Genomic DNA, 18460 nt, shown 5'->3' with positions numbered 1-18460 from the left:
GCCCGCGCGCCCACCCGAGCCCCGGGCCTCTCCGTCCGAATATCGGTTTGGCATCCGAGCGGCCCGCCAGGGATAGTCCCGGGGTGAACAATCCCGCCGCCTCCCCGCGCCGACCCCCCTTCGGCTCCCGCCGACCCGAGTGGGCCGGACGCAACTACGTCCTCCTCACCGCCGCCACCATCGTGACCAACCTCGGCACGCACGGCGCGCTGATCGCCACGACCTGGGCGGTGTTCGAGGCCAAGGGCGACGCGGGCGACGTGGGACTCGTGGCGATGGCACGCTTCCTGCCGCTGGTCCTCTTCCTGCTGATCGGCGGCGCGGTCGCCGACCGGGTGCCCCGGCACCGGGTCATGGTCGCCGCCAACACCCTCAACTGCCTCTCCCAGGCCGTCTTCGCCGCCCTCGTGCTCTCCGGTGAGGCCCAGATCTGGCAGATGATGGTCCTCACGGGCCTCTGCGGAACCGGCCAGGCCTTCTTCAACCCGGCGGCCGAGGGCATGCTGATGTCCAGCGTCACGGGGGAGCAGGCGAGCCGCGCCTTCGCCGTCTACCGGATGGCCATGCACGGCGCGTCCATCGGCGGCGCGGCGCTCGGCGGTGCGCTCGTCGCCTTCGTCGGCCCCGGCTGGGTCCTCCTGATCGACGCGATCGCCTTCGCCGTCGCGGGCGGACTGCGCGCGTTCCTGGACGTGAGCGGCATCCCCGAGCGCGCTCCCAGCGGCGGTCTCTTCGCCGATCTGCGGGAGGGCTGGCACGAGTTCATCGGCCGGCCGTGGCTCTGGTCGATCGTCGCCCAGTTCTCCGTGGTGGTGGGACTGATCGGGGCGGTCGAGTCGGTGTACGGACCACTGGTCGCCAAGGCCGAACTGGGCGGCGCGCGCCCCTGGGGCATCGCGCTGGCCGCGTACGGCGTGGGGACGCTCGGGGGCGCCGTCCTGATGGCCCGGTGGAAGCCGCGCCGGCTGCTGTTCATCGGAACGCTCGGCGTCTTCCCCATCGCGCTGCCCTCGGCGGCGCTGGCCGTGCCGCTCGACGCGGTGGGGCTCACGGCCGCGATGTTCGTGAGCGGCGTGGCCATCGAGGTCTTCGGCGTCTCGTGGATGACGGCCCTGCACCAGGAGATCCCGGAGGAGAAGCTGTCCCGGGTCTCGGCCTACGACTGGTTCGGCTCGACGGCCCTGCTGCCGCTGACGACGGCGCTCGCGGGCCCGGCGGAGACCGCGTTCGGCCGGAGTGCGGCGCTGTGGGGCGCGGCCGGGCTGATGGTGCTGGTCACGGCTCTCGTCCTGCTCGTACCGGACGTGCGGAATCTGACCCGGCGTCCGCACACGAAGGAGATCAAGGGCCCTGAGGCGTCGGCCGCGCCCGCTCCGGCCGCACCCGCCTCAGCCGATGCCGAAGGCGCCCTCCGGCGGAACGGGTGAGGGCACGGCGCCGGCGTCGAGGACCGGTGCCGCGGCGCCGGTGAACCGGTCGAGCGTGTCCCCGTGCTCCACGCGCGCGGGGAAGGCGTCCGCCGCGGCCCGCCGCGCGAGGTGGGCGATGTCGATCTCCCGGCCGGAGGCGACCAGGACCGCGTTCCCGAAGCGCCGGCCGCGCAGGACGGCCGGTTCGGCGACCAGCGCGAGCTCGGGGAAGACGGCGGCGAAGGTGGCGAGCTGAGAGCGGAGGAAGGCGAACGGCGCCCCGTCCGCGAGGTTGGCGGCGTAGACGCCGTCGGGTCGCAGGACGCGCCTGACCTCGCGCGCGTACTCCACGGAAGTGAGGTGGGCGGGCACGCGCGAGCCGCCGAAGACGTCACCGACGACGAGATCGGCCGAAGCGTCGGGGGCCGCCTCCAGCCAGCGCCGGGCGTCGGCGCCGTGCACGGTGATCCCGGAGTCCTCGGGCAGCGGCAGGTGTTCGGCGACCAGCGCGAGCAGCCCCCGGTCCGCCTCGACCACGTCCCGGCGCGAGCCGGGGCGGGTGACGGCGACGTATCGGGGCAGGGAGAGCGCGCCGCCGCCCAGGTGCAGGACGTCCAGCGGTTCGCCGTCGTCGGCGGCGCCGTCGACGACATGGGCGAGCCGGCGCGCGTACTCGAACTCCAGGTACGCCGGGTCGTCGAGGTCGACGTACGACTGGGGTGCACCGTCGACCGTCAGGAGCCAGGCCCGCTCCCGGTCCACATCGGGCATGAGGCGCGCGGTGCCCTGGTCGACCTCGCGGAGGACGGGAATGTGCTCGTTCACGCTCTCATTGTGCCGGGGACGGTGCGACGGAAGGTCAGCCGGTGCCGGGCAGGGCTACTGCAGGCCGTCGGTCCCGGGCAGGGCTGCGGAAGGCCGGTCGGTCCCGGCGATGGCGCCACGCAGAGTCAGCCGGTCCACACGGCCGCGACGGCCTCCGCGTGGCGGGCGGCCTGGGAGCGGCCGGCGCGGGCCGCGGCGGCGCGGTGGGCGGGGTCGAGGGAGTTGCCGCCGATGGCCCTGCGGGAGTCGGCGTCGGGGGTGATCACCTCGACGCGCGCACCGCGGGCCGCGAGGTCGGCGCCCTGCCGGGCCGGGGAGAGCACGACCTTGTTGCCCTGACCGTTGGGGGCGACGACGACGACCCGGTCGTACCCGTCGGCGAGATGGGCGTTGGCCGTGGAGTGGATGCCGCCGTCGATCCAGCGGCGGCCGCCGATCGTGGCAGGGGGCCAGACGCCGGGAATCGCGCAGCTCGCCGTGACGGCATCGGTCAGCGGGACCCCGCTCCCGGCGTCGTACGCGACGAGTTCACCGCTCACCGCGTCGACGGCGGTGATCAGCAGCCGCCGTCCGGGCCAGTCGGTGACCGGGTCGAGCCGCCGGGCCACCGTCTCCCGACGCTCCGTCTCGTCGACGGTACGGGCGCCGAGGGCGAGCCGGCCGACCTTGCGCCCGTACGCCTCGGGAGTGCGGGAGCTGAGAACGGCTACGGCGTACCGCAGCACCGTGAGGATCCCGAGCCGGGCGGCGGGCTCGGGGACGGCCCCGCTCAGCTGCCGCTCGTACAGCCCCTCCAGGCCGGGAACCCCGGAGGCGAGCTGCGCCCCGACCACCGCACCCGCGGAACTGCCGACGATCAGATCGGCACCGGCCAGATCGGTCCCCGCCTCGGCGAGCCCCCACAGAACCCCGGCCTCCCAAGCGGCCCCGACGAGCCCACCCGCGCCGAGAACCAGAGCCGTCCGCTTCGCCTTCTGCGTCATGTACCCAGTCTGGCCGAGCAGTTGGGGCACTGTGCGACCGGGGTGGGATCAGAGGTGCTTGAGGGCCTCGCGGACCGAGAGCGGGGAAAGGCGGGCGGTGTTCGCGGTGACGAAGGCACGGACCTCGGCCGGGGCCGTCTTGGCGTACTCGCGCAGGCTCCAGCCGATGGCCTTGCGGAGGAAGAAGTCGGTGTCGGCGGCGCGGCGCAGGCAGTGGGCGAAGAGCCGGTCCGCGTCGGTGGACTCCTTGAAGCGCAGCTGGTGGAGGATCGCCGTACGGGCCACCCACAGGTCCTCGTCCTCGATCCACTCGTCCATGCGGTCACCGAGGGAGGGGTCGGCCGCGACCAGACCGCCGACGACATGGGCGGCGAGGTGGTCGACCGTGTCCCACCAGGAGACGGTGGTGACGAGCCGGCGGGCGACGGGCAGGAACCCGGACGAGCAGCGCTTCACATGGTGGCGCAGGTAGTCCACGGCGAAGTAGTGGTACTCGCGCTCGGGCAGGGCGAAGCAGCGCAGGGCGACGGCGGCGCAGTCCCGCTCGTCGGGGCGCGGAACGCCGTCGAGGACGGTACGGGACAGGGTCCGGCGCTCGGGGGTGCGAAGCCCGAGGAAGGGGGCGACACCCTTCATGTACGCGACCATCTCCTGCGCCCGGAAGGGGTTCCCGGCGGCCGGGTAGACGGTGGTGAGCCGCTCCAGGACGGTGTCGGCGAGGGCGCTGTCGGGGACGTCGACGAGGGTGTCGGCAGCGAGGCCGGCGGGGCCGCCGGCCGGTCGTGCGGTGTCGGTCATGGGACCCTCCCTGTCGTGCCCTGTCATGGGTGCTCCGGGATCCGGCCCCACGGACATGACGCACATTACGGCGATCATACGGACGCGTCCGCTACTCTCCCCGAATGCTCGCTCCCGTGCCCCGGCCGCCGGGCTCCGTCGCCCTCCGCTGCTCCCGGGCCCTGCTCGCGCCCCGCGCACGGCTCTCGATGCTCGCGCTGCTGCTGCTCTCGGCGGCGGCCCTCGTCGTGCTGTACGAGCCGCAGCGGCTGCTCTCATCGGGCTGGCCGCAGCAGACGAGCGGCGCCGGCGCGGTGATGCTGTTCGGGCTGGCGTACGGGGTGTGCACGGCGGCGTTCGTACCGCGCCCGGTGCTGAATCTGGCGGCGGGCGCGCTCTTCGGCTCGGCCTTCGGTCTGACGGCCGCGATCGCGGGGACGGTGCTGGGCGCCGGGATCTCCTTCACCCTCGGCCGCTACCTGGGGCAGGACGCGCTGCGGCCGATGCTGCGCGGCCGCTGGCTGACGGCGGCCGACGGGCAGCTCAGCCGGCACGGGTTCCGTTCGATGCTGGCGATCCGACTGTTCCCGGGGGTGCCGTTCGCGGCGGCCAACTACTGTGCCGCGGTCTCCAGGATGGGGTACGTACCGTTCCTGGTGGCGACGGCGCTCGGCTCGCTGCCCAACACGGCGGCGTACGTCGTGGCGGGCGCGCAGGCGGGCGAACCGGGCTCCCCGGCCTTCCTCTTCTCGGCGGGCTTCATCGCGCTGTCCGGCCTGGCGGCCGCCGTGGTCGCCTGGCGCAAGCGGCACCACCTGCGGGCCCCGGCTCCGGCCGTCGCGCCGAAGCCGGAGCCGGAGCCGGAGTCGAAGCCGGAGCCCGAAACGGTGGGCAGCCCCCGCTAGCGGCCGGGGTCAGAGGGCCTCGACGATCATCGCGTTGGCCAGGCCGCCCGCCTCGCACATCGCCTGGAGTCCGTAGCGCGCTCCCCTGGCCCGTAGCGCGTGGACGAGTGTCGTGGTGAGGCGGGTGCCGCTGGCGCCGAGGGGGTGGCCGAGGGCGATCGCGCCGCCGTGGACGTTGACCTTGGCCGGGTCCGCGCCGGTCTCCTGCTGCCAGGCGAGGACGACGCTCGCGAAGGCCTCGTTGATCTCGAAGAGGTCGATGTCGGCGAGGGAGAGGCCCGACCTCCTCAGCACCTTCTCCGTGGCGGGGAGGACGCCGGTGAGCATGAGCAGCGGGTCGGAGCCGGTGACGGCGAAGCCGTGCAGCCGGGCGAGGGGACGCAGGCCGAGGCTGCGGGCGGTGTCGGCGGCCATGACGAGGACGGCGGAGGCGCCGTCGTTGATCGGGCTGCTGTTCCCGGCGGTGACGGACCAGTCGATCTGCGGGAAGCGGTCGGCGAAGCCGGGGTCCTCGAAGGAGGGCCGCAGTCCGGCGAGGATCTCGGGGGTGGTCGTGGGGCGCACCGACTCGTCGCGGCGGACGTCCCCGTACGGCGCGACCTCGGCGTCGAAGAGGCCGGCCGCCCAGGCGCGGGCCGCCTTGGTGTGCGAGGCGGTGGCGAACGCGTCCATGGCCTCGCGGCCGATCGACCACTTCGCGGCGATGAGTTCGGCGCTGATGCCCTGCGGGACGAGGCCCTCGGGGTAGCGCTCGGCGACCCCGGGGCCGAAGGGGTCGGCGCCGGGCGGCACGTTGGACCACATGGGCACCCGGCTCATGGACTCGACTCCGCAGGCGACGGCGATGTCGTACGCCCCGGAGAGCACACCCTGGGCGGCGAAGTGGACGGCCTGCTGGGAGGAGCCGCACTGCCGGTCGACGGTGGTGGCGGGGACGGACTCGGGGAATCCGGCACCGAGCCAGGCGTAGCGGGTGGTGTTCATGGCCTGCTCGCCGACCTGGTCGACGGTGCCGCCGATCACGTCGTCGACGAGGGCCGGGTCGATGCCGCTGCGTTCGATCAGGGCGCGCAGGGTGTGGGAGAGCAGGGCGACGGGGTGGACATGGGACAGGGCTCCGCCCGGCTTGCCCTTTCCTATCGGGGTCCGGACGGCTTCGACGATGACGGCGTCGCGCATGGCAGGCTCCTGAGTTGGATAAGTGGACCAACACTCATCGGTAACATAGCCCAGTGAGTTTGCTTTTCAAACCCATGAGAGAGGGTGAGTTGGTTTTCCAAACCCACCCCGCTCGCGCTGCCCTACTCTTGACCCCATGAAGGCCGCCCCCCGCCCCTGCTCGATCGCCGACACCCTCGCGCTCGTCGGGGAGAAGTACTCGCTGCTCGTGCTCCGCGAGGTCTCCCTCGGTGTGCGCCGCTTCGACCGGATCGCGCGCAACACCGGCGCCCCCCGCGACATCCTCACCACCCGCCTCAGGCGGCTCGTGGAGGCGGGAATCCTGGAGAAGGTGCAGTACAGCGAACGCCCGCAGCGCTTCGAGTACCGGGCCACGGCCGCCGGCGAGGAGCTCCAGCCGGTCCTGGTGACCCTGATGGCCTGGGGCGACCGCCACCTCAACGCCGACGACCGGCCGATCGTCCTGGAGCACCGGTGCGGCGAGATCCTCAGCCCCCGCGTCGTGTGCGCCCACTGCGGGGACGAGGCCGACCGGGAGAGCCTCAGCGCCCATGTCAGGGCGCCCGGCTGGACGACAGCGGGCCCGGCGGGCCCTCCGGAGGCCTGATCACGGGCCCGTCACTTTGGGACGGTACGCTGCGCACGACCTTCTGACCGCACACGTACATAACGGGACGGCCCTAGCCCCATGAGTTGGTTCGAATCGTTCATCCTCGGACTCGTCCAGGGGCTGACGGAGTTCCTTCCCATCTCCTCCAGCGCACACCTCCGTCTCACCGCGGCCTTCGCCGGCTGGGAGGATCCGGGCGCGGCCTTCACCGCGATCACCCAGATCGGCACGGAGACCGCGGTCCTGATCTACTTCCGCAAGGACATCGCGCGGATCGTCACGGCCTGGTTCCGCTCCCTCACCGACAAGGCGATGCGCTCCGACCACGACGCCCAGATGGGCTGGCTGGTGATCGTCGGCTCCATCCCGATCGGTGTCCTCGGCATCACGCTCAAGGACCAGATCGAGGGCCCCTTCCGCGACCTGCGGCTCATCGCCACCACCCTGATCGTCATGGGCATCGTCCTCGGCGTCGCGGACCGGCTCGCCGCCCGCGACGAGATCGGCGGCCGCCACCGGGCGATCCGCGAGCGCAAGTCGCTCAAGGACCTCAGCGTGAAGGACGGCCTGATCTTCGGCGTCTGCCAGGCGATGGCCCTGATCCCGGGCGTCTCGCGCTCGGGCGCGACGATCTCCGGCGGTCTCCTCATGGGCTACACCCGCGAGGCGGCGGCGCGCTACTCCTTCCTCCTCGCGATCCCGGCGGTGCTCGCCTCGGGCGCGTACGAGCTGAAGGACGCGGGCGAGGGGCACGTCTCCTGGGGCCCGACGATCTTCGCCACGATCATCGCCTTCGCCGTCGGTTACGCGGTGATCGCCTGGTTCATGAAGTTCATCACCACCAAGAGCTTCATGCCCTTCGTGATCTACCGGATCCTGCTCGGCATCCTGCTCTTCGTCCTGGTCGGCACGGACGTCCTGAGCCCGCACGCGGGCGAGTCCGGGAGCTGACGGTCCCCGTGACCGGCGCGTCGGCACGCGAAGGCCTCGCGACGCGGGAGCGGGACGTGCTCGCGGCGGACGTGCGGGACGCCCTGGAGGGCGCCCGGACCGGCTCCCGGACCCGGCTGCTCGGTTCGCTCGCCGCCGGGACGGCCGACGCGTACAGCGACATCGACGTCGAATGACTCGTCCCCGACGAGGGGTTCGCCGATGCCCGGGCCCGGCCGGAGCAGGCCCGGGCACTGCTCGCACGCGGCTTCGCCCGGATCGGGGAGACCGGCGGCCGGGAGACCGGCGGCGGGGAGACCGGCGGCGGGGAGACCGGCGGCGGGGAGGCCTGCGGCCGGGAGACCGGTGACCCGGAGGTCGGTGGCGAGGAGGCCCGTGGCGAGGTGGCGTCCCCACCGGCCGCCGCGGGCGACCTGGTCCCGCAGATCGCCCGACTCGCCGAGGCGTACGTCCGGCGTGAGCCCGCCCTCGGGCCGCTCGCCGCCGAGGTCTCGGCGACGGCCCGCGCGCACCTCACCCCTGGCCCGGCTCGCTCCTGAGGTCTCGGCCCGGACTTCGGTCGCTCAGCCCTGGTAGGGCACGCGGGCGATCTCCCTGATGCCGCCCAGGGTGCCCCACTCGTTCTTGCCGAGCCTGGTCAGCGGGCGCATCAGCGCCATCTCGGGGTGGCCGTCGAGCATGACCGACTCGTCGACCGCCGCGTGCACGACCCGGCCGAAGACGACCGTCGAGTCGCCGATCCGCAGCGTGCTGTGCAGCTCGCACTCGAGCGCCACCGGCGACCCGGCCACGCGCGGCGGCTTCACCCGCAGGCTCGGCTCGCGCTCGACGCCACAGGCGTCGAACTCGCTGACCCCGCGCGGGAAGTCCGTCGCCGTCGCGTTGATCTGCTCGAAGAGCCCCTCGGGGGCGAGGTTGACCACGAACTCCCCCGTCTCCTCCACGTTCCGCAGCGAGTCCTTGCGGCCGACCGACGTGAACTGCACGACCGGCGGCGTGACCGAGGCGATGGTGAAGAAGGAGTGGGGGGCCAGGTTGTCCGTCCCGTCGGCCGAGGACGTGGAGACCCACGCGATCGGCCGGGGCACGACGGTGGCGGTGAGCAGCCGGTAGAAGGAGGTGCGGTCGCTCAGTTCGGGATCGATGTTCACGCGCATGCCGGACAGTATGACCGGGTACGGGAAGTCACCGCGCGCACGCCCCTTGGCCCCTGGCTCGGCCTGCCCGACACTGATCCGATGACGCAGCGCGTGGACCTCGCGACCGTGATGGACCGACTCGCCGTCGACGACCTGATCACCGGGTACGCGGCGGCCGTGGACGACGCCGACTGGACCGCCTACCGGGAGCTGTTCGCCCCGGAGGGCCGGGCCGACTACCGGGGCTCGGGCGGCGTCGAGGGCCCGGCGGCCGAGGTGGCCGACTGGCTCGCCGAGGCGATGACGCTCTTTCCCGTACGCCAGCACCTCATCGTGAACCGGCGGGTCGTCTTCCGTGAGCCCGCCGGCTACCCGCAGACCGGGGACGCGGCGGACATCCGCGCCGACTACGTCAACCCGATGCGGTTCACGTCCGGCGAGGACTTCGTCTGCGGGGGGCGCTACGCGTTCGGGGCGCTGCGGACCGCCGACGGCTGGCGGCTGAGCTCGGTCGTCGTCGACGAACGGTGGCGCCGACACAACTGAGCGGCGCCCGCCCGAGCCGCGCCGATCCCGGTCACACCCGACACTGAAGGCAAGGGCGGAGGCATGCCATGCGAATTCCGTTCGTGCACCGGGAGCGGGACCAGGACGGGGACCGGTCCCCGGACCAGCCCCCGGACCAGGGCGGGGGCCGGACCCCGGACCAGGACGGGGCGGACCGGCCCCCGGAGCACGGCCCCGGCCGGGCGGCCCGTGGGCCCGCCCGGCGGCGTGCCCTCGGCCGCTCCCTCCTCGCCCTCGTCTGCGGCGCGCTGCCCGCCCTCGCCTTTCCCGCCCCCGGACTCTGGTGGTGGGCGTACCTGGCTCTCGTCCCCTGGCTCCTCCTCATCCGTACGGCTCCGAGCGCGCGGCGCGCCGCCCTGGACGGCTGGGTGGGCGGGATCGGTTTCGTGCTCGCCGTCCATCACTGGCTGCTGCCCAGCCTGCACGTCTTCCTCCTGCCGATCGCGGCGCTGCTCGGCCTGCTGTGGCTGCCGTGGGGATGGCTCGTACGGTTCCTGCTCGGTGGTGCGCCGTCGGCGCTGCGGGCCGGCGTCGCCCTGCTCGCGGTGCCGTCCGGCTGGCTGCTGATCGAGTTGGTCCGTTCCTGGGAGGGCCTCGGCGGCCCGTGGGGGCTGCTCGGGGCCAGCCAGTGGGAGGTTCCGGCGGCGCTGCGGCTCGCCTCGGTGGGCGGGGTCTGGCTGGTGACGCTGCTCGTGGTGGCGGCGAACACGGCGGTGACCCTGCTCGTGGCCACGCCGGGGGCACGTACGGTCGGGGTGGCGGGGATCGCGGCCTGCGCGCTGGTGGCGGGCACGGTCGCTTGGGGGGTCGGGGCGCCGGGCGTGAACGGAACGGTGCGGGTGGCCCTCGTACAGCCCGGGGTCTTCGACGGTCCCGACGGGGCGGAGCGGCGGTTCGACCGTGCCGAGGAACTGACCCGCTCGCTCGTCGGGCAGCACGTCGACCTGGTGGTCTGGGGAGAGAGCGGGGTGGGGGCCGATCCGGCGGGCCTTCCCGACCTCGCCGCCCGGCTCACCGCCCTGTCGCGGACGGTCGACGCGCCGCTCCTGGTCAATGTGGACGCCCGCCGGGCCGACCGCCCGGGCATCTTCAAGAGCGCCGTCCTGGTCGGTCCCGAGGGCCTCACGGGCGAGCGTTACGACAAGATGCGGCTCGTGCCGTTCGGCGAGTACGTGCCGGCGCGCGGCGTCCTGGGCTGGGTGACGTCGTTCGGCAAGGCCGCCGACGAGGACCGTCGGCGGGGCACCGCACCGGTCGTGATGACACTGCCCGACACGGGCGACGCCACCGCCCCGGCCCTGCGGATCGGCCCGCTGATCTGCTTCGAGTCCGCCTTCCCCGACATGAGCCGGCACCTGGTCCGGGACGGTGCCGGGCTGCTGGTCGTCCAGTCGTCGACCAGCACCTTCCAGGAGAGCTGGGCGCCCGCCCAGCACGCGTCCCTCGCGGCACTGCGGGCGGCGGAGACCGGGCGCCCCGTCGTCCACGCGACGCTCACCGGGGTCAGCGCGGCGTACGGCCCCGACGGGCGCCGGATCGGGCCCGTGCTCGGCACGGACGCGAGCGCCGTCGCCGTCCGGGAGCTGCCGCTGTCCTCTTCGACGACCGGGTACGTCCGGTGGGGCGACTGGCCGTTGTACGGGGCGCTCGCCGTGGTGGGCGCGGTGTGCGCCGCCGAGGGCGCGGGCGCGCTCAGGAGGCCTGGGTCAGCGCCTCGCGTACGACGCGCTCACACAGCTCGTGGGTCAGCAGGGCGTCGCGCGCGCTGAGCACCCGCCCGTCGCGTACGGCGTCGAGGAAGGCCAGTACGGCCTGCTCGATCCCGCGCTGGCGGGCCACCGGCACCCAGTCGCCGCGCTTCCGCAGGGTCGGCTGGCCCTTGTGGTCGACGACGTCGGAGAGGTTGAGGACCTGGCGCTTGGTGTCCTGCCCCGAGACTTCGAGGATCTCCTCGGTGGACCCGTTCATCCGGTTCATCATGCCGATGGCGGTGAAGCCGTCGCCGGAGAGCTGGAGCACGACGTGGTGCATGAGCCCTTCGCGGATCCGGGCGCGCACGTCGACGTGCTCGACGTCGCCGGGGAGCAGGAACCGCAGGGTGTCGACGACGTGGATGAAGTCGTCGAACACGAGGGTGCGCGGGTCCTCGGGCAGGCCGACGCGGTTCTTCTGGAGGAGGATCAGCTCGCGCGGGTGCTCGACGCACTGGGCGTAGCTGGGGGCGAGGCGCCGGTTGAAGCCGACGGCGAGGCTGACCGAGCGCTTCTCGGCCGTTTCCACGATCCGCTCGCAGTCGGCGTACTCGTACGCGAGGGGCTTGTCGACGTACGTCGGGACGCCCGCATCGAGGAGGCGGCCGGCGATCTCGGCGTGGGCGGCGGTCGGCGCGTGGACGAAGGCCGCGTCGAGTCCGGCGGCGAGCAGCGAGTCGAGGTCGCCGTGGCGCTGCGCGGCGGGCAGGTGGAGGGTGTCGGCGACCCGGTCGAGGGTCGACCGGGTGCGGGTCTGGAGGTGGAGTTCGACCCCGGGGAGGGTGGCGAGGACCGGAAGGTACGCCTTCTGCGCGATGTCGCCGAGTCCGATGCAGCCAACCTTCACGGGGTCTCCCTTGTCGTGTCCACCGGCCCTGTACGGGTGGGCCGTTCGCGCTGGTCAGCTTACGCGGGCCCGGCCGGGGCCACCGGCGGCCTCCAGTCCGCGATGCCGTCGAAGCCGCGCAGGACGAGGCCCGGGCCGAAGCGGGAGACGGCACTGACCAGCGTCGAGCGCAGGGCGACGGCGGGGCGGGCCGAGAGCAGGGTGACGGCTCCGGTGCGGGCGGCCTTGCGGACGATGGCGGTGGTACGGGGAAGGCGGTCGGCGGTGTACGCGGCGAGCGCGCGGCCCGGGTCGAAGTCGGGCGCGGGGCCGGCGTGGTGGGCGAGGACGACGGCGTCCTCGATGGCCTGGTTCCCGCCCTGGCCGAGGCTCGGCATCATCGCGTGCGCGGCGTCGCCGAGGAGGGCGACCCGGCCCCGGTGGAAGGCCGGCAGCGGGTCGGGCAGGTGGTGGACGTCGTGGCGGAGGATCCGGGCGGGGTCGACGGCGACGAGGATCTCGGGGACGGGGTGGTGCCAGTCGCCGAAGAGGCGCAGGAGTTCGGCCTTCTCGTCGTCGGGCGCCCTGCCGCCGGCGGGTGCGGCGGCCATCGCGTAGGCGTAGATCCGGCCGTCCTTGAGGGGCTGGCTGCCCCACAGGCGTCCGGCGCCCCAGGTCTCGTGCGGTGCGAACGGCCGCTCGGGGGCGGGGACGACGACCCGCCAGGTGGTGCAGCCGGCGTACCGCGGACCGGGGTGCCCGGGGAAGAGGGTGTGCCTCGTCGCGGAACGGATGCCGTCGGCGGCGACGACGAGTTCGGCTTCGATCTCGCCCGCGGGGGTGGCGAGCCGGGCGGGGCGGTGGTGGTCGCCGGGGTCGACGAGCGTGGCGGCCGCTCCGGTGCGGACGGTCCCTTCGGGAAGGGCGGAGGTGAGGATCTCGACGAGGGTGGCCCGGTGGAGGAGGACGAGCGGCCCGCCGAAGCGCGCGGCGGCGGCCTTGGCGTTCGTGCGGGCGAGCCAGCGGCCGTCGGGTGCGCGCATGCCGCCGTCGCCCTGCCAGGCGGCGAGGGCGCGGACGCGGTCGCCGAGGCCGATGACGTCCAGGGCGCGCTGGGCGTTGGGGGCGAGGCCGATCCCGGCGCCGACGGGGGCGAGGTCGGCGGCGCGCTCCAGGACGGTGACCTGCCGTCCGCTGCGGTGGAGGGCCACGGCGGCGGTGAGTCCGCCGATGCCGGCTCCGACGACGACGGCACGGTGCTGTTCCATGACTGCTCCTCGGATCCCTCGGATCAGGAAACTACAGGTGTAGTGCGTCTGATGGAATGACCGTACTACAGGTGTAGTCGGCTCGGTAGTAGGTTGTCCCCATGACCACATCCACCGCCGCCTCCCCCTCCCCCCAGGAAGGCCCCGCGCCGCGCGCCGAGCGGATCGGGGACGCCGCCCTCGACCTCCTCGTGGAGCGCGGCATGCGGGGCCTGACCCACCGCGCGGTGGACGAGCGGGCGGGACTGCCCCAGGGGTCGACGTCGAACCACGCCCGCACCCGCCAGGCCCTCCTGGAGACGGCCGTACGCCGCCAGGTGGAGCTGGAGTCCCGGGTCCTGACCCCGGACGAGATGCCGGGCGACGGCGACGCGCCGCTGGACGCCCTCGTGGACGCGCTCTCCCTCGCCCTGCACCGGTACCTCACCGACCACCGCGCGCTGCTCGTCTCCCGCTACGAACTCGCCCTGGAGGCCACCCGCCGGCCCGAACTACGCGCCTTCTTCGACTCCGCCGGCTCCGTCTTCCACGGCCCGCTGGTCGCGATGATGTCGGCCGCCGGCTCACCGGAGCCCGAGCGGCACGCGCTCTCCCTCATCGCCTGGAGCGAAGGGCTGATGTTCTCCTGCGCCGCCGGCTCCTTCCACGCGGCCGTACCGAGCCGAACGGAACTGCGCACCGGCTTCGACGAGTTGCTGCGGGGCATGCTCGGGGACCGAACCGCCCGGGACACGTGACGGGAAAAAGGTGGCGTGGCCGATGGCCATGGGGAACGATGCCGCGCATGACCACCGAACGCATCGAATCCGTCCCGCGCGTCGACCCGTCCACCACCTCGGGCGAACGCGAAGCGCTGGAGCAGTGGCTCGACTTCCATCGCGCGACCCTCGCGATGAAGTGCGAGGGGCTCGACGACGCCCAGCTGCGCACCCCTTCCGCCCCGCCCTCGGACCTCACCCTGCTGGGCCTCGTCCGCCACATGGCCGAGGTCGAGAACGGCTGGTTCCGCAACGTCCTGGCCGGCGAGAAGGCGGGCCGGGTCTACTCGACCGAGGAGGACCTCGACCGGGACCTCCACATCACCGACGAGGACACCTACGAGGAGGCGTACGCCACCTGGCAGGCGCAGATCGCCCACGCGCGCGTCCTGGCCGCCGGGCACGGTCTCGACGACCTGGCGACGGGCAGGCATCGCAGCGGGGAGCCCTTCAACCTCCGCTGGATCTACCTCCACATGATCGAGGAGTACGCACGCCACAACGGGCACGCGGACCTCATCCGGGAGCGGATCGACGGCGCGACCGGCGACTGAGCGGGAGCGGCCGCTCGGGGCCGAGGACGGACCACGCGCCGACCGCCCGGTGACCGTCCACTGATCGACCGGTGGCAGACCGGTGGCCGACCGATGACCCACCACCGGGCCCGCCGTACCGTCGCCACGGCCAGTCCCAGCGCGAGCGCCGCGGCCGGTACGGCCCCGCCACCGGGTCAAGGCCGGTCCCGTCGCGGCTCACCCGTGTGGGGCATTCCCCGCCGGTAGGGGCGCGAAGATCACCACCGGACCAGCAGAGTTGCGCGGGTGCATGGAACCCGAACCACAGCGAAGATCCTGGTCGGGGCGGCCGTGGCCGCCCTCGCGGGCTGCGTCTCGGTGGACGCCCCGCCGACGGCACCCGCCCCCGCGCCCGCCGCGGAGACGGTACGCCCCGCCCAGGACGTGGCCCCGCAGATCGTCGAGGGACCGGCCCGGGAGGCTCTCGAAGCGGCGCTCCCCGCTCCCCCGCCGTCCGCCAGGCCCCGCGCGGCGCCCACGTCCGAGGCGCGCCGGCGGGCAGCGGCCCCGCCCCGGGCGGAGGCGCCGCGCCAGGAGGCCGTGCCGCGGCAGCGTGAGCGTCCGCACCCGGCGGCCCGCCCGGCGCTCCCCGGACTGCCCGAGCTCTCCGATCTGCCGAAAACCCCGCCGGTCTCCCGGGCGGACGTCTGCGACCTCGGCGAGCGGTACGGCGGCTGGGCGCCGGGCAGCGACCAGTCGAGGATCTGCCACGGCACGTACGGCCGCTGAGGCACGGCAGCCGAGCCCGGCGGAGGCGGCGCCCGCCGCGGGCCACACGGCCCGCCGCGCCCCCTCGCCGCCCCGTCCCTGCCGCCTCACAGCCCCCGAAGACGCAGCTCAAGGCGCTCGATCGCGGCCCGGACCCCGTTTCCGTAGCCGTCGTCGTCGAGGTGGTCCGACGCGGCGCGCGCCCGGTCCAGATGGACCCGGGCGGCGTCGGGCCGCTGGAGCTTGACGTAGTCGGCGGCCAGGTTGAGGTGGAGCGAGGGGTACAGCGCGCGGAGGGCGACCGCCGAGCCGTGCTCGGCGAGCCGCTCCTCCGCCAGGCCCTCGGCCGCACTCAGGGCCCGCAGGTCCCAGGCCAGCTCGGTGTCGGGGTCGTCCTGGGCGTCCGCCATGTAGTGCGCGAGGGTGCACCGATGCAGCGGGTCCCCGTCGGGGCCGATCTGCTGCCAGAGGAGACCGAAGCGATTGCGGGCCTCCTCGCGGTCGCCGCCGTGGAGCAGCATCATGGCCTGCCCGATCCTGGTCATGACCCCGTCGTCCGACACCTGCTGCTGCTCGGTCACCGCGACCTCCACCCGCTCACCCACTGGGAGAGCCGACGCTAGCCGTACACGGCCCCGATCGGGCCGAGGCTCAGCCGAGGTCCGGGATGCGCCAGTCGATCGGCTCGTGTCCCTGGGCCGCGACGGCCGCGTCGATCTGGGTGAAGGGCTGCGATCCGAAGAACTTCTTCGCCGACAGCGGCGACGGGTGGGCGCCCTTCACCACCACGTGCCGCTCCTCGTCGATGAGCGGCAGCTTCTTCTGCGCGTAGTTGCCCCAGAGGACGAAGACGGCGGGGTCGGGCCGCGAGGCGACGGCGGTGATGACCGCGTCGGTGAACTTCTCCCAGCCCTTGCCCTTGTGCGAGTTCGCCTCGCCGGAGCGGACGGTCAGCACGGCGTTGAGCAGCAGGACGCCCTGCTCGGCCCACGGCATCAGATAGCCGTTGTCCGGGATCGGGTGGCCGAGCTCGGCCTGCATCTCCTTGTAGATGTTCCGCAGGGAGGGCGGGGTCTTCACCCCGGGCCGGACGGAGAAGCAGAGGCCGTGGCCCTGCCCCTCGCCGTGGTAGGGGTCCTGACCGAGGATCAGGACCTTCACCTTGTCGTACGGGGTGGCGTCGAGGGCGGCGAACACCTCGTCCTTCGGGGGGAAGACCGGTCCCTTGGCGCGCTCCTCCTCGACGAACTCGGTGAGCTGCGCGAAGTACGGCTTCTGCAGCTCCTCGCCGAGAACACCCCGCCAGGACTCGGGCAGCATGCTGGTGTCGGTCACGGTCAACAACCTCCGGTGGACGTTCCTGATCTACGTCCAAGAACCTACCGGGGGCCACTGACAGTGGCCCCCGCGGTCCCGCGCCGGCCGACTCCGGAGTCCTTGCGAGTCCTGCCGGTCCTGCGTGTCGTGCCTGCCCTGCCTGTCCTGCGTGTACCGCGGGTCCTGCTACCAGCTGGCCCTGCGGTACAGCTCCCAGACCTGCATGACCGTCTGCGGGTCGAGCGCGCGCTCGCCGCCGCCGATGTCGTCACGGGCCGCGATGTACAGCTTGCCCTGCCACAGCGGCAGCAGCCGGACGTCCTGGACCATGATCTCCTGGGCCTCCACGAACTCGTCCGTGACGGTCCCGCGGTCGCTCTCGCGACGGGACTTCGGGAGCAGTTCGCCGGTGATCCTGGGGCTCACGTAGGGCGTACCGAGGACGTTCTCCTTGCCGATGAACGGCGCCACGAAGTTGTCCGGGTCCGGGAAGTCGGGGAACCAGCCGCGACCGAAGACCGGGTACTCGCCCTTGTGGTAGCCCTCCTGGAACTCCTTCCAGGGCTTGCCCTGGATGGTGACCTCGAAGAGGCCGGACTCCTCCAGCTGACGCTTGAGTTCCTTGAACTCGGCGGCCGTCGAGGAGCCGTACCGGTCCGTCGTGTACCAGAAGGTCAGCGCGACGGGCTCGGTGATGCCGGCGTCGCGGAGGATCTTCTTCGCCTTCTTGGCGCTCGGGTCGCCGTAGCGGTCGAAGAACTTGGTGGTGTGAGCCGCGATGCCCTTGGGCACCATCGAGTACAGGGGCTCGGCCGTGCCCTGGTAGACCTTGTTGACCAGTTCGTCGCGGTCGACGACCTGGGCGATGGCCTGACGGACGGGGAGCTTGGAGACCGAGGGGTCCTGGGTGTTGAAGACCAGGTAGCGGATGTCGGCGCCGGTCGACTCGACGATCTGAAGGCCCTTGTTCTCGGGCTTGTCGTCCTGGAGCTCGACGACCTCCTCGGCGGTGAGGCCGCGGTAGGTGGCGTCGATCTCCTTCTCCTTGAGCGCGGCGACCATCGCGTCGGACTCGTCGAAGTACCGGATGGTGACGCCGCCGTTCTTACGGTCGGCGAAGCCCTTGTACGTGGGGTTCTTGGTCAGCTCGGCCTTGTCGCGCTCGGTGTACGAGTCGAGGACGTACGGCCCCGAGCCGGTGAGCTTGCCGTCCTTGCGGAGCTGGTCGGCCGGGTACTCGGCCGGGTCCACGAGCGACATCGCCGGCGTGGCGAGGACGAACGGGAAGGTGGCGTCCGACTTGTTGAGCCGGAAGACGACGGTCCGGTCGCCGACGGTCTCGATCTTGTCGAGCGAGCCGAGCATGCCGTTGGGGCCGCCCTTGTGGTTGATCGTGCGGATGCGCTCGATCGAGTACTGCACGGCCTTGGCGTCCAGCTTGTGCCCGTTGGAGAAGGTCAGGCCCTCCACGAGCTTGCACTCGAAGACGCGGCTCGACGTGTCCGAGAACTTGCAGTCCGCGGCATCCGAATCCGGGATCGTGCTGCCCGTAGGGAAACTCACCAGGGTCTGGAAGACATTCCGGAAGAGCTCCCAGGAGTTGTCCCAGGCGGCAGCCGGGTCAAGCGTGGTGGGAGAGCTCGTCGTACCGACGACGATTCTCTGATCCCCGGCGGAATCACTGTCCGAGAAGACACTGCATCCGGATACCAGGGATATGGACACAAGGGCTGCAGCGGCCTGCAGACTGGTCCGGTTGAACACGTGCACGCTCCTCGTTCAGCCACGGGTCGGCCGACGATACCGCAGCACCCCGTCAGGTCAATCTTCGAGCCTGACGGGGCACTTAAGGCATTCGACGTATAACCGGGGTCAATCCGGACACGAAATCCGGAAAGTGTCCGGTTATCGG

At 72.8% G+C, this 18460-nt stretch carries 21 protein-coding genes; 11 read left to right on the top strand and 10 right to left on the bottom strand.

Annotation, left to right across the window (positions count from 1 at the left end):
• The first annotated feature begins 83 nt into the window (after positions 1 to 83).
• On the top strand, positions 84 to 1427 hold the full coding sequence (locus OG259_RS34565) for an MFS transporter (protein ID WP_328945812.1): 1344 nt from the start codon (positions 84 to 86) through the stop codon (positions 1425 to 1427).
• Here OG259_RS34565 and OG259_RS34560 read toward each other — a convergent pair.
• The 3 genes from OG259_RS34560 to OG259_RS34550 all read right to left on the bottom strand — a co-directional run bounded on the left by OG259_RS34560 (position 1389) and on the right by OG259_RS34550 (position 4015).
• Complete coding sequence (locus tag OG259_RS34560; RefSeq protein ID WP_328945811.1) at positions 1389 to 2234, bottom strand: spermidine synthase; 846 nt, start codon at positions 2232 to 2234, stop codon at positions 1389 to 1391. The genes OG259_RS34565 and OG259_RS34560 overlap by 39 nt on opposite strands.
• Before the next feature lie 125 nt (positions 2235 to 2359).
• The gene (locus OG259_RS34555; protein WP_328945810.1) at positions 2360 to 3217 is read right to left on the bottom strand and encodes a patatin-like phospholipase family protein; all 858 of its coding nucleotides are present in this window, start codon (positions 3215 to 3217) and stop codon (positions 2360 to 2362) included.
• A gap of 48 nt (positions 3218 to 3265) precedes the next feature.
• Positions 3266 to 4015: a DNA alkylation repair protein gene (locus tag OG259_RS34550; RefSeq protein ID WP_328945809.1), complete on the bottom strand. Its 750-nt coding sequence runs from the start codon at positions 4013 to 4015 to the stop codon at positions 3266 to 3268.
• A gap of 104 nt (positions 4016 to 4119) precedes the next feature.
• On the opposite strand from OG259_RS34550, the gene OG259_RS34545 reads away from it, so the two are divergent.
• Positions 4120 to 4899 carry a TVP38/TMEM64 family protein gene (locus tag OG259_RS34545; protein WP_328945808.1) on the top strand — a complete coding sequence of 260 codons (780 nt, stop codon included), beginning with the start codon at positions 4120 to 4122 and terminating at the stop codon, positions 4897 to 4899.
• A 9-nt stretch (positions 4900 to 4908) separates the two neighbouring features.
• Here the strand turns inward: OG259_RS34545 and OG259_RS34540 are convergent, their stop codons facing one another.
• The gene (locus tag OG259_RS34540; protein ID WP_328945807.1) at positions 4909 to 6078 is read right to left on the bottom strand and encodes a thiolase family protein; all 1170 of its coding nucleotides are present in this window, start codon (positions 6076 to 6078) and stop codon (positions 4909 to 4911) included.
• A 136-nt stretch (positions 6079 to 6214) separates the two neighbouring features.
• Between OG259_RS34540 and OG259_RS34535 the strand changes: the two genes are divergently transcribed.
• The 4 genes from OG259_RS34535 to OG259_RS34520 all read left to right on the top strand — a co-directional run bounded on the left by OG259_RS34535 (position 6215) and on the right by OG259_RS34520 (position 8178).
• Positions 6215 to 6685: a winged helix-turn-helix transcriptional regulator gene (locus tag OG259_RS34535; RefSeq protein ID WP_328945806.1), complete on the top strand. Its 471-nt coding sequence runs from the start codon at positions 6215 to 6217 to the stop codon at positions 6683 to 6685.
• Between the two features lie 81 nt (positions 6686 to 6766).
• Positions 6767 to 7639 (top strand): undecaprenyl-diphosphate phosphatase, encoded by an 873-nt coding sequence (locus OG259_RS34530; protein WP_328945805.1) that lies wholly within the window; start codon positions 6767 to 6769, stop codon positions 7637 to 7639.
• Between the two features lie 8 nt (positions 7640 to 7647).
• Positions 7648 to 7815, top strand: coding sequence for a hypothetical protein (locus OG259_RS34525; protein WP_328945804.1), 168 nt, complete (start codon positions 7648 to 7650; stop codon positions 7813 to 7815).
• A gap of 207 nt (positions 7816 to 8022) precedes the next feature.
• Positions 8023 to 8178 (top strand): hypothetical protein, encoded by a 156-nt coding sequence (locus tag OG259_RS34520; RefSeq protein ID WP_328945803.1) that lies wholly within the window; start codon positions 8023 to 8025, stop codon positions 8176 to 8178.
• Between the two features lie 24 nt (positions 8179 to 8202).
• On the opposite strand, the gene OG259_RS34515 is transcribed toward OG259_RS34520, so the two are convergent.
• Entirely contained in the window at positions 8203 to 8796 is a 594-nt protein-coding gene (locus tag OG259_RS34515; RefSeq protein WP_328945802.1) for a flavin reductase family protein, read from the bottom strand.
• Between the two features lie 81 nt (positions 8797 to 8877).
• On the opposite strand from OG259_RS34515, the gene OG259_RS34510 reads away from it, so the two are divergent.
• Both OG259_RS34510 and lnt read left to right on the top strand, forming a co-directional pair.
• Positions 8878 to 9324 carry a nuclear transport factor 2 family protein gene (locus tag OG259_RS34510; RefSeq protein WP_328945801.1) on the top strand — a complete coding sequence of 149 codons (447 nt, stop codon included), beginning with the start codon at positions 8878 to 8880 and terminating at the stop codon, positions 9322 to 9324.
• Between the two features lie 68 nt (positions 9325 to 9392).
• Positions 9393 to 11114, top strand: coding sequence for an apolipoprotein N-acyltransferase (lnt, locus tag OG259_RS34505; protein WP_328945800.1), 1722 nt, complete (start codon positions 9393 to 9395; stop codon positions 11112 to 11114).
• Here lnt and OG259_RS34500 read toward each other — a convergent pair.
• Together OG259_RS34500 and OG259_RS34495 are read right to left on the bottom strand one after the other, a co-directional pair.
• Positions 11038 to 11943 (bottom strand): Gfo/Idh/MocA family protein, encoded by a 906-nt coding sequence (locus OG259_RS34500; protein ID WP_328945799.1) that lies wholly within the window; start codon positions 11941 to 11943, stop codon positions 11038 to 11040. The two genes, lnt and OG259_RS34500, sit on opposite strands and share 77 nt — an antisense overlap.
• Positions 11944 to 12002: 59 nt before the next feature.
• Complete coding sequence (locus OG259_RS34495) at positions 12003 to 13190, bottom strand: FAD-dependent monooxygenase (RefSeq protein WP_328945798.1); 1188 nt, start codon at positions 13188 to 13190, stop codon at positions 12003 to 12005.
• Between the two features lie 101 nt (positions 13191 to 13291).
• On the opposite strand from OG259_RS34495, the gene OG259_RS34490 reads away from it, so the two are divergent.
• The 3 genes from OG259_RS34490 to OG259_RS34480 all read left to right on the top strand — a co-directional run bounded on the left by OG259_RS34490 (position 13292) and on the right by OG259_RS34480 (position 15252).
• Positions 13292 to 13927 carry a TetR/AcrR family transcriptional regulator gene (locus tag OG259_RS34490; protein WP_328945797.1) on the top strand — a complete coding sequence of 212 codons (636 nt, stop codon included), beginning with the start codon at positions 13292 to 13294 and terminating at the stop codon, positions 13925 to 13927.
• A 47-nt stretch (positions 13928 to 13974) separates the two neighbouring features.
• Entirely contained in the window at positions 13975 to 14502 is a 528-nt protein-coding gene (locus OG259_RS34485; protein ID WP_328945796.1) for a DinB family protein, read from the top strand.
• Between the two features lie 267 nt (positions 14503 to 14769).
• Positions 14770 to 15252, top strand: a complete 483-nt coding sequence (locus OG259_RS34480; RefSeq protein ID WP_328945795.1) for a hypothetical protein — start codon at positions 14770 to 14772, stop codon at positions 15250 to 15252.
• A gap of 86 nt (positions 15253 to 15338) precedes the next feature.
• On the opposite strand, the gene OG259_RS34475 is transcribed toward OG259_RS34480, so the two are convergent.
• The 3 genes from OG259_RS34475 to OG259_RS34465 all read right to left on the bottom strand — a co-directional run bounded on the left by OG259_RS34475 (position 15339) and on the right by OG259_RS34465 (position 18312).
• Positions 15339 to 15812, bottom strand: coding sequence for a hypothetical protein (locus tag OG259_RS34475; RefSeq protein WP_328945794.1), 474 nt, complete (start codon positions 15810 to 15812; stop codon positions 15339 to 15341).
• 70 nt (positions 15813 to 15882) lie between these two features.
• Positions 15883 to 16566 carry a uracil-DNA glycosylase gene (ung, locus tag OG259_RS34470; protein ID WP_266902910.1) on the bottom strand — a complete coding sequence of 228 codons (684 nt, stop codon included), beginning with the start codon at positions 16564 to 16566 and terminating at the stop codon, positions 15883 to 15885.
• Positions 16567 to 16734: 168 nt separating this feature from the next.
• Positions 16735 to 18312 carry an ABC transporter substrate-binding protein gene (locus OG259_RS34465; RefSeq protein ID WP_328945793.1) on the bottom strand — a complete coding sequence of 526 codons (1578 nt, stop codon included), beginning with the start codon at positions 18310 to 18312 and terminating at the stop codon, positions 16735 to 16737.
• Positions 18313 to 18460: the final 148 nt, after the last annotated feature.

Origin of the sequence: Streptomyces sp. NBC_00250 (assembly GCF_036192275.1) — a bacterium.
GTDB lineage: Bacteria > Actinomycetota > Actinomycetes > Streptomycetales > Streptomycetaceae > Streptomyces.
The sequence above is the reverse complement of the archived record's forward strand: the minus strand, read 5'-3'. Positions and strand labels throughout refer to the sequence as shown.

Bases quoted from the DNA above. Each gene is read 5' to 3' on its own strand.
- OG259_RS34495 (WP_328945798.1), bottom strand. From the start codon at position 13,190: ATGGAACAGCACCGTGCCGTCGTCGTCGGAGCCGGCATCGGCGGACTC.
- OG259_RS34530 (WP_328945805.1), top strand. From the start codon at position 6,767: ATGAGTTGGTTCGAATCGTTCATCCTCGGACTCGTCCAGGGGCTGACG.
- OG259_RS34515 (WP_328945802.1), bottom strand. From the start codon at position 8,796: ATGCGCGTGAACATCGATCCCGAACTGAGCGACCGCACCTCCTTCTAC.
- OG259_RS34545 (WP_328945808.1), top strand. From the start codon at position 4,120: ATGCTCGCTCCCGTGCCCCGGCCGCCGGGCTCCGTCGCCCTCCGCTGC.
- OG259_RS34510 (WP_328945801.1), top strand. From the start codon at position 8,878: ATGACGCAGCGCGTGGACCTCGCGACCGTGATGGACCGACTCGCCGTC.
- lnt (WP_328945800.1), top strand. From the start codon at position 9,393: ATGCGAATTCCGTTCGTGCACCGGGAGCGGGACCAGGACGGGGACCGG.
- OG259_RS34550 (WP_328945809.1), bottom strand. From the start codon at position 4,015: ATGACCGACACCGCACGACCGGCCGGCGGCCCCGCCGGCCTCGCTGCC.
- OG259_RS34485 (WP_328945796.1), top strand. From the start codon at position 13,975: ATGACCACCGAACGCATCGAATCCGTCCCGCGCGTCGACCCGTCCACC.
- OG259_RS34490 (WP_328945797.1), top strand. From the start codon at position 13,292: ATGACCACATCCACCGCCGCCTCCCCCTCCCCCCAGGAAGGCCCCGCG.
- OG259_RS34540 (WP_328945807.1), bottom strand. From the start codon at position 6,078: ATGCGCGACGCCGTCATCGTCGAAGCCGTCCGGACCCCGATAGGAAAG.
- OG259_RS34555 (WP_328945810.1), bottom strand. From the start codon at position 3,217: ATGACGCAGAAGGCGAAGCGGACGGCTCTGGTTCTCGGCGCGGGTGGG.
- OG259_RS34535 (WP_328945806.1), top strand. From the start codon at position 6,215: ATGAAGGCCGCCCCCCGCCCCTGCTCGATCGCCGACACCCTCGCGCTC.